Below are 14,190 nucleotides of genomic sequence, written 5' to 3'. Positions count from 1 at the left end.
ACCCTTATCATTGACAGGATGGAATTATAACATAACGCATTATAAATTGCAATTGTATAGCTATGGCGAGACGCTGCGGATGTTGAGCCGGAACAGTTTGCTCGAGAGCTGGATCGATGGGGCCAGGTAATTACCGTTAAGTTTTACCGATATACTCTTCCAGCCCTCAGGCTCATCGGTCAGGACGACTTTTGTGAGCTCTTCGGGGACCTTGCGGGTGATATTCGGGGAAAAATATATCATGATATCGGCGTCCACGGTGGCATCTTTATGTAATGCGCCGTTGACGGAGAGCCTTATATCGTCGCTTACGGCCCGCACATCTTTCAGGATGAGCCCGTCCTCTCTCCGTTCAGCGGTGCCGGAGATCGTCTCGTACTTCCAGCTGGACGCGAACGGAGAGGCCACCAGCCCGTCAATACTGTCGTACGAACTTTCCCTTGCCCCCTTCTCCCGTATCAGCCGCACGCCGCGAAAGTTGAAGTCTGCCGAGATCGATCCCTTTCTCAACCGTATCCTGATATCCGCGGCCTCTGCGGAGAAACCGACACCGCTCTTCCTCTCCGCGACCCTCAGGTCGGCGAAGACGAATCTTGTGAACCATACGTTCCCGGCGTCCTTGTATGCGATGTCGAGACCGTTGGCCGCCGCGAAGGCGCGGACCATGATATCGGCCGCGAATATATATAATACCGCCGCGAGCGCCAAGACGGCCGCGGCGGCTATGTAACGCGTTCTTTTACCCATACCCGTTCCTACCTCCAGCATACCGTGTCAAAATCGCAATTCCCGCACTTCTTCTCGTCGCGTTCTTTCAGCTTCTCGAACTGCAGGTCTTTTATATTCGCCCACACCTCTTTTATCACCTCTTCCAGCCGCGCGACCATCTCGTCCGTTATCTCGATGCGTTTCGATACATAATCGCCCTTTTTGTATCCGAGACGTCGCATGTCCGCGTTTATGGGCTCGATGAATACCAGCACACCCGCCCTTGCGCGCATGGGCCCGGACTCCTTTTTATCCTTCTCGAAAAGCATACGGTACGCGACGAGCTGGCGGAGGTACCCTTCGCACGCGTCACTGGCGAGGTCCTCGCCGTTCTCGAGCGACTTGAGGTGGTCGTCCGGCTTCCCCGTCTTGTAATCGACTATTCTCACCAGACGCCCGGCTTCGTCCTCCCACTCCATCCTGTCGTACTTTCCGGTGAAGATGATGCCGTCGCCCACAGTCACCGCCAGCTTCCGTTCAAGCCCGATGGGCATGACCGGGTTTCGCGAGGCGATGGCGAACCATCCCTTCAATTTGTCTATCTGCCCCTCGCCCAGGCAGTGCAGCTCTATGGCCTTATCTACGCCCTGGAATTTCAGCTCGCGCCTGAATACCGTGAAGAAAAAATTGAACGGCGGGAAACGTCCGGTCTTCATGTACTGCGCATACGTCTCCTCGAGCCCCTTGTGCACGCAGTTACCGAATACCAGGCTCTTCTTTTTGGTCCCGGGGAGCTTGAGCACATCCGTGTAGAGGAATTTCCGCCTGCATCGTATGTAATTATTCAGGCGCGTGGGGTTCAGGGTCATATTGGATATCATATCTTTCAATACCGCCTCCGTTCCGATGAACGGGTCCTCAAGGTCGGTCACCGAGAGGGACCTGGCCATGACCTCCTCTTCCGGGAGGATGTCCGGATATGCCGATGCTATGTCCAGGTGGGTGACGTAGGGGCTCGATACGGACCCCTCGGCCGGGCTCGAGGTGAATATGAGGTTGGATCTTGCCCTCGTTATGGCGACGTAAAAGAGGCGTGTCTCATCGTAGAGGAAAAGTTTCTTAAGGAGATCCTTGTCCTTCGCCTTCTCTCTGGCCCGGAAGAGCCCCGCCGGCAGGGGTATCTTTTCTACGGGCTGCCTGATGGGCCAGTTCTTATCGTGTATGCAGAAGGGTATTATGACCGAACGGAACTCCTGCCCTTTAGAGCCGTGCGCGGTGAATACCCTGACCCCGTCCTGCGTCATGGTGACGAGCGACCCCTGTATCGGCATCCCATGGTCCTTGCGCGTCTTCAGCTCGGACATGAAATCGTCCAGCCGTACGCCGGGGTTTGCGAGGTCCGACCTCTTGACCATATTTATGAAAGAGCTGAGCGCCCTAAGCTCCCGGATCTTCATGACACCGTTGTCGGCGTATTTCTCCAGTATGAACCTGAATATCCCGGCGTCTTTTATGAAAGAGAGCAGTATCTCGTGGACCGGCCTTGAGCGGGCATCGCCGAGCAGGCGTTTCACGGCCTCCCGGGCGAAGATCATCTTCTTCGGGTCCGTGAACCTGATCTCGTCTTTCGCGCCGAAAGGATATTCCAGAAAGGCGGAGAGTATCGAGACGGTGCGGTCTTTTGCTTTCCCGGCGTTCACGTGTCCTATGAACCTCAGCAGGTCCGCGTGCGGTATCTCAAAATAATCGGCGATGAGGACCCTGTACAGGTCCAGGTCTTTAGTTTCGATATTGGACGGGTCGGCCGAGGCCAGCTCCAGGATATCGAGAAGCTGCCTTACGCGCTTCTCCCCGCTTATATCCTCTTTGCCGTCCGTGGCATAAGGGATGCCTGCGCCCAGGAGCGCGTCTATCACGGTAAGTATGTTCTTGCGCTTCCTCACGAGGATCGCGATGTTGTTGTACGGATGCGAACGCTCCTCCTCCGGTATGGACCTGTCGCGCTCTATCTTCTCCCTGAGCTCGCGTATCTTGTCGATGATATATACGAGCTCTTCGCTCTCCGTGGTGAATTCCCTGAACTCTATCTCTTTACCCGCGTAACTCCGCACCGCCGCGAGCGACTTCTCCGTCACCCGCTCTTCGGCCGGTATCAGGCGGATTATGCTGTCGGAGATCTTGATCAATTCCTGGGCCGAGCGGTAATTGTCCTTTAAATGTATCTCCCTGATGCCGCGGAACCGGTCATGGAGCAGTTTGAAGTTTGCGATACTCGCGCCCTGGAAACGGTATATCGATTGGTCATCATCACCGACGCAGCAGAGGTTAGGGTCCTTATAATCGAGCAGCGTGAACAGGAGGTCCATCTGGGCGCCGTTAGTGTCCTGGTACTCATCGACCATCACATAACGGTAGAGCGACCGGTACCGTTCGCGAAGCCCCTCCTCCTTTTTAAGCGCCTCCGTGGCAAAGAGGATCATGTCGTCAAAATCATACCGTCCGCGCTCATCGAATACATCCTTGTTCGTTCCGCTCTTCAGGTCCTCGTACATGGCGTAGACCCTGCCGAAGGCATGGAGCCGCTTTACGTACTTCTCGTCCATGGCCGCGGTGCCGCCGGCGGACTTCCTCTTCATATATGCCGCGAATCCGCCGGGCGTGATGCCGTCCCTCTTCAGCTCCCCTATCTTCTGCAGGACCTCGCCGGTGTACATGTACGGGGCGCGGAATGGGCGTATCTCGTCAACGCCTTTAGCGTGGTCGAGGGCATACTCGACGGCGCGGACCTGCTCTATCTCGCTCATCTGTATCTTGTCGCCGGTGTAATTTGCGGCCTCTTCCGAGTCCTGTATGATGGAATTGGCGAACGCGTGGAACGTCCCGACCTCTATATTGTAGCCCTCTTCCCCTATTACGGAGGCCAGGCGCTCTTTCATCGCCTTCGCCGCGGAGTTCGTGTACGTGACTACCAGGATATTCTCCGGCGCCGCTTTCCTCTTTTTGAGAATGGCGGCCGCGCGTATCGACAGGAGCTGTGTCTTCCCCGTGCCCGGACCTGCGAGCACGAGGACCGGGCCGTCGACCGTGTCCACGGCCAGCTTCTGCCGGTCGTTCAATTCATCATACGCTCTTGTATAATCTTTCATATGGTTGATCGGATGGCGGGTCCTTCGGAGAGCTATGTCTTCAGGATGTCTTCCTCTTCCCGAGGAGGCGCCCGACCTTGGATATTATCGTATTCGAGCTCGTATACCCGTACCCGGTAGTCGAAGTGGCCCTATGGGCGACCAGGACCTTGAGCGATACGAGGTCTTCGAGGGCCCGTTTGACCTTGGCCCTGTCCTCCCTGATCCAGGTGGCGACGCCGCGCGGGGTGTCTATCGAGGCCTGATTCTCGTGAAAGAAAGCCAGTATCTTCATATGAATATCGGATTTTGCGAGATCATCTATTTTTTTCATATAGCTCCCTTTCCAGCGTCTGCCTTATATCCCTCCGTTTCATCACCTTAAGGAAGAGGTCCACGATCTTCGGGTCGAACTGCGTCCCGGCGTTGTGCCTTATCTCTTCTATCGCCGCATCTATGCTCTTCGGCTCCCGGTAAGGCCTCTTCGTTATCATCGCCTCAAAGGCGTCTATGATGGCCATTATCCTCGCGCCGAGAGGTATCTGTTCCTTCTTCAGGTGTTTCGGATATCCCGAGCCGTCGTAATTTTCGTGATGGTAGAGTATGATGGGTATGACGGTCTTGAGGGCCTTCATGTGGCGTATGATCTCGACACTGTGCGCCGGGTGCGCCTTGACCATGTCGTATTCGGCGCCTGTGAGCTTGTCCGGTTTGGAGAGGACCTCGTCGGGGAGGGCTATCTGGCCGGCATCGTGCAGCAGGGCGGCGTATTCCAGGCTCTTCAGCTCGCCGTTATCCATCCGGAGCTCCTGCCCCATGGCGATGACGATCTTCAGGAACGACGCGCGGGGCACGAAGGTGCCGGGCGCGCGCGAATCGAGGATCGTCGCGAGCGACCGTATGCTGCCCATGGTGAGCTTCTCCTGCTCTTTATATAATTGCGCGTTCTTTATGGCTATTACCGCCTGCTCGGCAAGGGTCGCCATTATCTCCTGGTCGAAGGCCGAGAACGGCTTTGTGTCGATCTTGTCGTATAGCGTGACTACACCTATGACATCCTCGTCGATGAGAGGTACCGATATGTAATTAGCTCCGCGGATGGGCCTGCCGAACTTCACCGCCTTGCCGGGGGCGTACCGGCCGACCCTGACCTTCTTAAGTTTCGTCGTCTTCTTCCTGAGGTCTATGGTCACCTTCGGGAGGAGGACCCGCCTGGTAGAGTCGACAAGTTTTATGGAACAGCGGTTCGCGCGCATTATCTGCAGGGAGAGCCGCGCTATGCGCGGGAGGAGCTCGTTCAGGTCGAGAGTCGAGCTTATGAGCCGGTGCACGGTGTGGACGGTCGACAGCGCTATCGCGCGCGGGCGTATCGTTTCGTATAGTTTGGAGAGCTCGAGCTCTTTCTGTATCTCTTTTATGATCGTATCGGTGAAGGCGGCAAAGATATTGAGGATAGAGGGAGAGATCTCCCTTTTCGCATAGCAGGCGCCTATGTAGCCGTAAAGCTTTTCACCCTGGAAGATGGGATATACGAACCCGTGAAGCCCCTCCCCGCACTCGAACTTGGCCACCGCCTTCGTCGATGTGGCGTTCTTTACGGCCGAGGCGAGGTCGCCGAGACAGCGTTTCCTCCTGGAGGATCTCGACTTCTTCAGGTGGGGGCAATTGGGGTAGATGGCGCGCTCGAGGTCGATCTCTTTGGGGTGCGGCCTGTCGATGATCCACCAGAGGGCAGGCTTTATACAGACGCCGAAGCACTCCTCTTCCTTCTTCAGGCTGATGCTCTTCTTGAGCCGCTCGAACAGCTCCTGCCTGTATTCTCCTTCCTTGATCTCTTCTGCCATTGACCCTGATTATAATCCTCGTCGCGCGAGTTGTCAATAGTTTAAAGGGTCAAGGCGCCAGGCGCGCTATGGCCGCTATTACGGCCGTCTCTACGCGCAGGATGCGTTTGCCGAAACGGACGCTTTCGCATCCGGCTCTCTTAAGGAGCGCGGCTTCATTAGGCAGGAAGCCGCCTTCCGTACCTATCACAAGGGTGGCGGGGGTCGCATTTCCGCAGGGGGCCGCCTCCTCTGCCTCGGGATCGGCAAGGAAGGCGCGCGTACCTCTTATCAGGCTGGGAAGTTCGTCTTCGGCGAACGGCTTGAACTTCGTACGGCATAGGACTTCAGGCATGATAGTATCTTTGGCCTGTTCAAGCCCGAGCATAAGTTGCGTCCGTATGCTCTCTTCCTTGAGTGCCGGGCTATTCCAGTAGCTCTTCTCTACCCTCTCTGTCTGTATGAGTATTATCTTCTTTATGCCGAGGGCCGTCACGTGGCTGAGGACTCTTTTTAAGACGATGGGCCGCGGCAGGGCGAGGACGAGGGTGATAGGTACCGGCCGGGGCGGGTCGGTCTCGAGGGATATCTCCATCTCGACCGCCTTATCGTCGATCGCGAGAACTCGCCCCTTGCCTATCCTGTCACCCAGGAGGCCCACACAAAGTTCGTCACCGATCGATGATTTAAGTATTTCGCGGATATGCTTGTGGCGCCTCCCCGTAAGGCGGACGCGCCTGCCGGGATCGATAAAGTCGTCTTTGGAGAGAAGGATAAGGTTCATCTCATATTAGGAACAGTCACTTTACTGCTTATACATACCGGCTTTATTTGCCATCTCCAGTAATTCTGCCCCTACCCTTTCCCAATGTTTATGATAAGGGTCCTTTGTGGCAGCTTGTATTTCCTGTTGAAATGCATCGGCAAGCTCGTCCCACGATCGGTAATAAATGGGTGTGCTTTTCAAGGTATTATAAAATTCACCTCTATGCTTCTTCACATATGTATCACCGAATACAAGAGACGCATTCGCATTTACCCGAAGTTTCCTCTCATTGTCTTTGTCGATCCCCATGACCCATTTCTCATGCTGCTCCAACCACTTCAGGTCCAATGACGGCATCAGTATAAGGTGCCCAAACCTGGAAGGCAGCTTATCATCTTCCGTCTTGCGGCACTCTATTATAAGCCTCATATAATTGAGAAGCTGCAAGGGAGGATAACTGCGGGAGCTTGTCTTCCCGCCGCGACTCTTTATCTCTATCATGAGCAAGGTGTCTTCGCCCAATATAAGTAGATCCGGTTCTACAAAATCCGTATCTTCGCCATCGCGCTCTTTTTTAAGCTTAAGATCTACAACCCGGCATCTTTTCGGGAAGTCGCGCGCTCCGGTAAGGCGCGTAAAAAAACTTCCGAGCAAGGTATCGGGCAGGGCCGAAAGCACGGCCAGGAGCTCCGCATTTAGCACTATCTCTTTTTCAGCCCATTTCCCTCCGTGGATCTGTTCCCGTTGTCTGGCCCGGCGCTCTTCGGCTCTTGCGCCTAAATGCTCAAGTTCTTTGATGAGCCGATTCAGTAAATCGCTTCTATCTTTTGCATTTTTTAAAAGCTTCGGCAACTCCTTGGACCAGTAGTCCTGATGCATCCCGGTGGTCTGTCTTACAGAAAGACCGTAATGGTTAGGAGCATAATATATGTGTTGTAAAATATTGAGAGGTCCGGCGGAGATCCGATGGTTATCGAATGATATCTTCATGAAAAAGATGTCCTTGTCTTTATCATTTTCTGTAATAAACGATCAGCGTAAATGTAACAAAGGACAGGAGAAGACCGGATGAAACAAAGTGTGAACAAAAGCGTGCTTACTATACCAAAGATCTGCATATTGTCTCTTCTCCTAGCGCATTCCTACGATCTTATCATGATCAAGAGCATCTTGAATCTTTTCAGCGCCTTCAGGGAATGGGGTCTATTTGCCGGCATTATGATCGCCTCGTCCTTCTTTACCCGATGCGCCCTGCCGGAGATGAAAACCCTCGCCTCGCCGTCCAGTATATAAATAAGCGCATCGAAAGGCGCCGTGTGTTCGCTCAGCCCTTCGTCCTTATCGAACGCGAAGACGGTAACGGTCCCCGTCTTCTTATTGATGATCTCGCGGCTGACAATAGAATTTTTCTGGTAAGCCGCCTCAGCCGCTAACTTCCCCGCCTTCGCCTTTATCATCTCATCCCTATTTTATTTTTTTCTACTACCTATTTTTCCGGAGACGCACCCTTCGGCTTCCTCGGGATGATAAGCCACATTATGAGATATACGATGATCCCGAACCCCCACAGCATGCTTATGATGACAAATAGGATCCTGAAGATGGTCGGGTCTTTATCGAAAAACTCCCCCAGCCCTCCGCAGACCCCGCCTATCTTACGGTCCGTATCGGAAAGAAAAAGCCGTTTCATCTCCGCCTCCTGATTTGAAATCGGTTATTGGGAATTAATTTGGAATTTGACATTGGACATTGGAAATTAACGGAAGATATTCCCTGTTCCGGTCAGCTATATCCATTTCACCGTCGCTTCTTTCTTCGGAGGGGAATCGGGGAAGCCGTCCTTGGGATATCCGAACAGTATCGGCCCGTATACCTTCTCGTCCTCCCTTAACTCCAGGGCAGCCCTGACGTCTTTGTCGTCAAGGACCAGTTGCCCGAAGTATACCCAGCAGCTGCCCACCCCCAACGACCTGGCGGCAAGCATCATATTCTGGCAGACCATAGGGCTGTCGAGATCGGCTGTCATGCCGCTCCCTATCACAAAGACGATGGAAGGCGCCGAGTAGTATACGGGGTCTTTCACGACAGAGTCGATCTCCTCGCGCATCTCTTTTAACCCGTCGGACGCGCCGGCCATCCATTTCTTGTACCGCGGGAGGGCAAGCGCGGCAAGCCGTTCCCGGGATTCGGCGTCCTCGACCGCGACGAACCTCCAGGCCTGGGCATTGCATCCGCTCGGCGCCGCATTCCCCGCCCTTATTATCTCCTCCATAACGTCTCTCGGTATTGGCTTCGCCTCATACGCCCTCACCGCCCTCCTCCCCAGTATCATCTCGATTGTCGGGTTCATTATTAAGCCCCTTCCTTAGATAACAGCGGATAAAGATATGTTAATGTCAAATGACCAATTCCAAATGTCAAATTAATGTCCAATTCCCAATTTGACATTGGACATCGGGAATTAATTTGGGATTTGACATTGGAAATTTGAAATTAACGTTACACTCGCTCGTACGGCTCGAAGAACTTCTTGTACTCATCGAGCGCGTAGCGGTCCGTCATGCCGGCGATGTAGTCACAGACGACGCGGTGCTTCTCCTCTTTCTTGAGCCGGCCCTGGGTCGTCGGCGGCAGCTGTTCGACCTTATCGAGGTAGACATTGAAGAGGTCGGCGATGAAACGATAGGCCTTGTTCGCCATCCTGACCACGCGGTAATGCTGGTAGAGATTTTCCATGAGGAACTCCCGCATCGGCGCGCGAAGGCCCTGCATCGTCTTGGAGAATGTCACGATACGTTCCGGTATCCTGACCGTGTCCTGCGGCCGCTGGAGCTTGAACTTCTTTATATTGAGCTCGGTCTGGCGCAAAAGGTCGGTGACCTGCTCATTTATGATAGCGCGTATCACCTGATACTTACGGACCTCATCCTTTATGTGGGGAGAGCGGCGCTTTATCTCCCTGTCCTTCTCCGTCCATAGTTTTACCTTCCTGAGGTCTTTCTCTTTTATCAGTCCGCTCGTGATCCCGTCGTCAAGGTCATGGTTGTCGTAGGCGATCTCATCCGCGATGTCGACCACCTGTATCTCGAGGATCGGAGAACCTTTTGATTCGAACGGTATGGCCGGACGCGGGCTGTCGAACGGCGTAGAGTGCTTGATGATCCCCTCCCTCACTTCATATGTGAGGTTAAGCCCCGGGAAGTCGGAATAACGTTCCTCGAGGTGGTCGACCACCCTGAGGCCCTGGGTATTATGGTCGAAACCCCCGTAATCGCGCATGAGCTCATGGAGGGCATCTTCCCCCGAATGGCCGAACGGCGTATGGCCGAGGTCGTGGGCGAAGCTTATCGCCTCCACCAGGTCCTCGTTCAGTCCGAGCGCGCGCGCGATCGACTTGGCGATCTGGCCGACCTCCAGCGTATGCGTGAGGCGCGTCCTGTAGTAGTCGCCTTCGTGGTTCACGAATACCTGGGTCTTATATTCGAGGCGGCGGAATGCGGTGGAATAGATGATGCGGTCCCTGTCGCGCTGATAGGCGGTCCGGTAGTCGTGTTCCGGTTCCCTGTAGAACCTGCCCTTCGAGAGCCGGCTCTTCTGGGCATACGGGGCGAGGATATCCTCGCGTTTTTCCAGGTCTTTCCGTTTCAGCATTCTGCCCCGGTAAGTAGTTTGTACAACACGTCGAGCGACTCCGCCACGACTTTTGTGCCGGAAAGCACGGGCATGAAGTTCGTATCACCCGTCCACCGCGGCACGATATGTATGTGTACGTGGCCGTCGAAACCTGCGCCGCCCACCCTGCCTATATTCATGCCTATATTGTAACCGTGGGGTTTCAGTTTCCTGTCGAGAAGCATCTTCTCCTTACGGACGAGCCCCATGACGTCTGTCAGTTCTTCTCCGGACAGATACTCGATGCTCTTAACGTGCCTGTATGGGGCGACCATGACGTGGCCGTTATTGTACGGGTAGAGGTTGAGCATCGCGAAAGAATGTTCCGACCTGGCTACGATGTATCTCTTCCTGTCGTTCTTCGATCGCGTCCTGTTGCCGCAGAATATGCAGCGCGTCTGTTTCCTGGCGTAAATATATTTGCTTCTCCACGGTGCCCAGAGCTCTTTCATCCGTTCCCCCTCACGTTTCGTTCTTCAATTTAAGGCGGGCGTCCTCGAAGAACGGTTTGGCGAAATCGCTGGTCCAGGTCTTGTCGGCAAATGACCTCTCGCCGGCCGTCTTCAGGAAGTTCCTGAATTCCGCCGCGTAGCTCCCGTAGATATGGAAGCTGTCGCTTATGTCGACGTACCTGCCCACCCTGACCTCTGCCTTAAGCGACCTTGAGATGTCCTCCGCTATCGACCGTTGAAGGTCGGTCAGCGCAAATATATTCATGAAGCTTGCCTTGTAGGCGTCCCTGGACCTCCAGTGGGTATTCATATCCAGGGCATAACGCCCCTCCCCGCTCTGTTCGATGAGACGGCACCATATACGCTGTAAACACGGCGGATCATCGGTCTCGGGATCTATGCCGGGGTTCCAGGTGATCGCCTGCGCCCTCCTTGAATGCGGGGCCGATGCAAGTTTCTTTATTATGTAATCGAGCTGGTTCACCTTCCTGCCCTCGATAGGAAAAGAGCATATCCTCTGGTGATAAGTATAAGTCCATTTCCCTTCCTCGGGTTTTATCCAGTGGTCATGGATCCCGTCCACCACCTCCTGCCTGTATATCTCAAGGTCCTCCAGGCCACCCGGGAAAGAGCGGTGTATCCTCGGTTCCGCCATCGGTTCTTTCACAACCATGATCATCGTCGAATCCCTGCTTTCGGGATCGCCCGGTTTATCGTATTCGGTGCGTATCTCAAGTCCTTCATCCCACGTGGCCCGCACGGCCTTCTCCCACGCCTCCGGGAGTGTCTTCCCCTCCACCTTTATGACCGGTATCTCATTTTTCATAATTTTACGATCTTCCCCTCGATCTTCGTATCCGTTACCTCAAGGATACCGTATGAATTGTACGCCGCAAAGACCTTATCGGTCGGGCTCCCCGGGTTAAAGAAGAGGATCCCCTCCTTTGTCATGTTTATCGCCTCGTGCGAATGGCCGAAGACGATGGCGTGCACGTCCCTGAACTCTCCGCGTACAGTATCTATTATATCGCGCGGGACGCCGTAACCGTGTATGAGCCCGATCCTGAACCTGCCGACCTGCACTATCTCCTTCTGGTTCAGGTTCTCCGTGACCTGGCGCGAGTCCATATTGCCGTAAACGGCCTTCAAGGGTTTTAATTTTGCCAGTTTTTCGTATATCTCTTTCTCGACGAAGTCGCCGGCATGGAATATCATGTCTATATCATCCAACACATCATATATCTCATGCGGCAGGTCGTGGGCCGAACGCGGTATATGGGTGTCCGCCAGGACGAGTATCCGGGTCATCCCTTTCCCGTTCCTCTTTGTGCCTCCGGCGCCCGAAGCGTTATCGTTCATAATAGCACTATTCTCTTCTTCCCGTAAAAGGTCAAAAGGGTATTTATGGTGGCGAGGTCCCATATTGCTATCTTCAGCTCTTTCGCCAGGAGCTTGGCATTTTCATCCATACCCGCGAGAGGTATTATCAATTTATTGGATATCTTGCAGCCTAGGGACTTCGCGTTCCTTATGAACTCGATGACATCGTTCTCGCCCACCACGTCCCCGTACGGCTGGGCGATCCAGTATTTGCCGCGCACCGATGCTGCGACGAAAGGCCTCTTCTCGCCGAAAGACCGTTTCTCCACTCTGGTGAAATGCGGCAGCCGCGCCGATCTCGAATCGAGGCAGACCAGGTCATTGGAAAATGAGTCAAAGAGCTCGGCTACCTTCGATGCCGCGTCGCTCTTGTCGGTCTCATTCCTGAAATCGGCAAGATATGCCCTTATGTCGCTGGCGAATATGGCGGCCCTGTCGAGGGCGCCGCCCACCAGGAAATTGCGTTTCCTCTGGTAGACATGCTTCAGCCAGAATTCGAGGATGACGTCGTCTATGGCGTAAAAGGCGCCGCATTTCGATACGAGCCCCAGCTCCGACAGCCGGGCAAGGTGCTTCACCGCGTCGGCGCGTTTCGTCTTTACGGAGCGTGCGATCTCGAGCTGACGATTGCGTCCGTTCGCTATCGAAAGGAGTATGGCGAGGTACATATCCTTATTCTTCGTATCGAGCAATTCGAGCAGGGAATTCATAAGGTACTGGTGGATGACGCCGCCGGAGTCATATATAAGCTCCAGTATAGCCGCGCCGAGCGCGTCTTCGTCTATGTGGTTCGTCATACGCTCGGCGGCCTTCTCCCTTGCCCGCAATAAGATCTTGTCGAGATAAAAGGCGTTGCCCCCGGTGAACGCCAGGATGAACGCCTTCAATATATCGTCGATGTCGAACCCGGCCGTCTTCGATCCGATGAAGTCGTATGCCGTGGCGCGGCTGAAGCCGGCGACCGTAACTACTTCGAAATTCCCGAAAAGGAGAGATAGCTTTTCCGAAAGTATCTTCTTGATCGCCTCTCCCCTGGAGCTCGCGACTATGTACATCGTATCCTTCTGGACCATTATCACCTTGCCGAAATTGAGGAAAGGGTTCTTGATGCCGAGGTGCTCGAGGTTATCGAACTCGTCGAAGATGACAAGACATGACATCCGCGTTTCGTCCTTCAGCACCGATGTTAGGCCCAAAAGCGCCGCGTATGCCTCGTCGAAATTGGCGCGCTCTATATTGGAAAATATATGTTTTGACGCCGCATACGTCCTGGGCAGGGACTCTTTTGCCTTTTCGAGTATAGAGTCGAATTCTATGCCGGTATCCTCACCCATACCCCTGAGCGTATTATAGAGCAGCGTTGCGATGAATTTATTGGCGAACGACCCGAACGGCTCTTTCACGACCTCGACGTAGACGGGCACGATATTCTCTTCCCTCAGGGTGTGCAGGAAGTGGTGCAGTATCGATGATTTCCCCGAGAGCGACTGGCCGGTCAATGCCACGTTCTGACGGTACCCGTCCTTGAGGGCCGAGACCCTCTTGTTCAGTATCTCAAGGACCTCTTTCCGCCCGAAGAACCGTTCCCCTACCGCAGGTTCGCTGAACATTCTTATATCCTCTCTTTCGGCAGGAGGCCTGACGGGTCCTGCGGCTCGCCGTTCTTCCGTATCTCGAAGTGGAGGCACGGCACCTTGGCCCGGCCGCTCGTCCCTACCATCGCTATGACATCATTCTGTGCTATCGGGTCGCCGATATTCACAAGCACCTGCGAATTATATGCGTATACGGTCTGATACCCGTCACCGTGATCTATGATGACCGTCTTACCGAATCCCTTGAATTTGTCGTCCTTGAAGACGACCTTTCCGGCCCGGGCGGCCCGTACCTCGCTCCCTGCACGGGCAAGTATGTCGAGGCCTTTATTCTTTATGTGGTCGACATTCTCCCCGAAAGATGAAGCTATGGTCCCCTTTATGGGCCAGGAGAACGGGCCGCGTGACACTGCCGGTATATTCGCCTGGGTCCGTGATATTTCCGGGTGCCTGGCGGACTGGTATACCGGCGCCCCGGAGACCTTTCCGCCGGAAGTGTATGAGGAGGTATGCGTCCCGGGCGTAGTAGCGCACCCCGACAATAACATCACATTCATTATCAGGACCCCGCCCGCGCCGGCGACAATGGAGCGGGTGAAGGGAGTCGAACCCTCGTATCCAGCTTGGGAAGCTGGAACACTAGCCGTTGTGTTACACCCGCATGATATA

Annotated in this window: 15 protein-coding genes and 1 tRNA gene; all 16 read right to left on the bottom strand. The window is 54.4% G+C overall.

Annotated elements, in window-relative coordinates; all coding sequences use genetic code 11:
* Window positions 1-60: 60 nt before the first annotated feature.
* Window positions 61-747 carry a hypothetical protein gene (locus tag WC515_00470; protein ID MFA5145844.1) on the bottom strand — a complete coding sequence of 229 codons (687 nt, stop codon included), beginning with the start codon at window positions 745-747 and terminating at the stop codon, window positions 61-63.
* An 8-nt stretch (window positions 748-755) separates the two neighbouring features.
* Window positions 756-3,854, bottom strand: a complete 3,099-nt coding sequence (locus WC515_00465) for an ATP-dependent DNA helicase (GenBank protein ID MFA5145843.1) — start codon at window positions 3,852-3,854, stop codon at window positions 756-758.
* A gap of 40 nt (window positions 3,855-3,894) precedes the next feature.
* Window positions 3,895-4,167: a hypothetical protein gene (locus WC515_00460; protein MFA5145842.1), complete on the bottom strand. Its 273-nt coding sequence runs from the start codon at window positions 4,165-4,167 to the stop codon at window positions 3,895-3,897.
* Window positions 4,151-5,677 carry an HD domain-containing phosphohydrolase gene (locus WC515_00455; protein ID MFA5145841.1) on the bottom strand — a complete coding sequence of 509 codons (1,527 nt, stop codon included), beginning with the start codon at window positions 5,675-5,677 and terminating at the stop codon, window positions 4,151-4,153. Before WC515_00455 ends, WC515_00460 begins: the two co-directional genes overlap by 17 nt.
* Window positions 5,678-5,726: 49 nt before the next feature.
* Window positions 5,727-6,440, bottom strand: coding sequence for a 16S rRNA (uracil(1498)-N(3))-methyltransferase (locus WC515_00450; GenBank protein ID MFA5145840.1), 714 nt, complete (start codon window positions 6,438-6,440; stop codon window positions 5,727-5,729).
* A 21-nt stretch (window positions 6,441-6,461) separates the two neighbouring features.
* A complete protein-coding gene (locus tag WC515_00445; protein ID MFA5145839.1) occupies window positions 6,462-7,412 on the bottom strand; it encodes a hypothetical protein in 951 nt (316 codons plus the stop codon).
* 152 nt (window positions 7,413-7,564) lie between these two features.
* On the bottom strand, window positions 7,565-7,879 hold the full coding sequence (locus tag WC515_00440) for a cupin domain-containing protein (protein MFA5145838.1): 315 nt from the start codon (window positions 7,877-7,879) through the stop codon (window positions 7,565-7,567).
* A 29-nt stretch (window positions 7,880-7,908) separates the two neighbouring features.
* On the bottom strand, window positions 7,909-8,112 hold the full coding sequence (locus WC515_00435; GenBank protein MFA5145837.1) for a PspC domain-containing protein: 204 nt from the start codon (window positions 8,110-8,112) through the stop codon (window positions 7,909-7,911).
* Between the two features lie 96 nt (window positions 8,113-8,208).
* Window positions 8,209-8,772 carry a nitroreductase family protein gene (locus WC515_00430; GenBank protein MFA5145836.1) on the bottom strand — a complete coding sequence of 188 codons (564 nt, stop codon included), beginning with the start codon at window positions 8,770-8,772 and terminating at the stop codon, window positions 8,209-8,211.
* Window positions 8,773-8,921: 149 nt separating this feature from the next.
* Entirely contained in the window at window positions 8,922-10,073 is a 1,152-nt protein-coding gene (locus WC515_00425) for a deoxyguanosinetriphosphate triphosphohydrolase (GenBank protein ID MFA5145835.1), read from the bottom strand.
* Entirely contained in the window at window positions 10,067-10,546 is a 480-nt protein-coding gene (locus WC515_00420; protein ID MFA5145834.1) for an HIT domain-containing protein, read from the bottom strand. The genes WC515_00425 and WC515_00420 overlap by 7 nt, the downstream gene beginning before the upstream one ends.
* Before the next feature lie 10 nt (window positions 10,547-10,556).
* The gene (locus WC515_00415; protein ID MFA5145833.1) at window positions 10,557-11,372 is read right to left on the bottom strand and encodes a thymidylate synthase; all 816 of its coding nucleotides are present in this window, start codon (window positions 11,370-11,372) and stop codon (window positions 10,557-10,559) included.
* Window positions 11,369-11,905, bottom strand: a complete 537-nt coding sequence (locus WC515_00410) for a metallophosphoesterase family protein (protein ID MFA5145832.1) — start codon at window positions 11,903-11,905, stop codon at window positions 11,369-11,371. The genes WC515_00415 and WC515_00410 overlap by 4 nt, the downstream gene beginning before the upstream one ends.
* Window positions 11,902-13,536 (bottom strand): ATP-binding protein, encoded by a 1,635-nt coding sequence (locus tag WC515_00405; GenBank protein MFA5145831.1) that lies wholly within the window; start codon window positions 13,534-13,536, stop codon window positions 11,902-11,904. Before WC515_00405 ends, WC515_00410 begins: the two co-directional genes overlap by 4 nt.
* A gap of 2 nt (window positions 13,537-13,538) precedes the next feature.
* Entirely contained in the window at window positions 13,539-14,078 is a 540-nt protein-coding gene (locus tag WC515_00400; GenBank protein MFA5145830.1) for a M23 family metallopeptidase, read from the bottom strand.
* Between the two features lie 29 nt (window positions 14,079-14,107).
* A tRNA-Gly gene (locus WC515_00395) sits at window positions 14,108-14,182 on the bottom strand.
* Window positions 14,183-14,190 lie beyond the last annotated feature (8 nt).

This window comes from Candidatus Omnitrophota bacterium, assembly GCA_041650805.1.
Taxonomy (GTDB): Bacteria; Omnitrophota; Gorgyraeia; order 2-01-FULL-45-10; family 2-01-FULL-45-10; genus JBAZKM01.
This window is presented reverse-complemented; position numbering and strand designations above follow the sequence as displayed.

Bases quoted from the DNA above. Each gene is read 5' to 3' on its own strand.
- WC515_00410 (MFA5145832.1), bottom strand. From the start codon at position 11,905: ATGAACGATAACGCTTCGGGCGCCGGAGGCACAAAGAGGAACGGGAAA.
- WC515_00460 (MFA5145842.1), bottom strand. From the start codon at position 4,167: ATGAAAAAAATAGATGATCTCGCAAAATCCGATATTCATATGAAGATA.
- WC515_00435 (MFA5145837.1), bottom strand. From the start codon at position 8,112: ATGAAACGGCTTTTTCTTTCCGATACGGACCGTAAGATAGGCGGGGTC.
- WC515_00400 (MFA5145830.1), bottom strand. From the start codon at position 14,078: ATGAATGTGATGTTATTGTCGGGGTGCGCTACTACGCCCGGGACGCAT.
- WC515_00450 (MFA5145840.1), bottom strand. From the start codon at position 6,440: ATGAACCTTATCCTTCTCTCCAAAGACGACTTTATCGATCCCGGCAGG.
- WC515_00425 (MFA5145835.1), bottom strand. From the start codon at position 10,073: ATGCTGAAACGGAAAGACCTGGAAAAACGCGAGGATATCCTCGCCCCG.
- WC515_00470 (MFA5145844.1), bottom strand. From the start codon at position 747: ATGGGTAAAAGAACGCGTTACATAGCCGCCGCGGCCGTCTTGGCGCTC.
- WC515_00415 (MFA5145833.1), bottom strand. From the start codon at position 11,372: ATGAAAAATGAGATACCGGTCATAAAGGTGGAGGGGAAGACACTCCCG.
- WC515_00455 (MFA5145841.1), bottom strand. From the start codon at position 5,677: ATGGCAGAAGAGATCAAGGAAGGAGAATACAGGCAGGAGCTGTTCGAG.
- WC515_00420 (MFA5145834.1), bottom strand. From the start codon at position 10,546: ATGAAAGAGCTCTGGGCACCGTGGAGAAGCAAATATATTTACGCCAGG.
- WC515_00465 (MFA5145843.1), bottom strand. From the start codon at position 3,854: ATGAAAGATTATACAAGAGCGTATGATGAATTGAACGACCGGCAGAAG.
- WC515_00440 (MFA5145838.1), bottom strand. From the start codon at position 7,879: ATGATAAAGGCGAAGGCGGGGAAGTTAGCGGCTGAGGCGGCTTACCAG.
- WC515_00430 (MFA5145836.1), bottom strand. From the start codon at position 8,772: ATGAACCCGACAATCGAGATGATACTGGGGAGGAGGGCGGTGAGGGCG.
- WC515_00445 (MFA5145839.1), bottom strand. From the start codon at position 7,412: ATGAAGATATCATTCGATAACCATCGGATCTCCGCCGGACCTCTCAAT.
- WC515_00405 (MFA5145831.1), bottom strand. From the start codon at position 13,536: ATGTTCAGCGAACCTGCGGTAGGGGAACGGTTCTTCGGGCGGAAAGAG.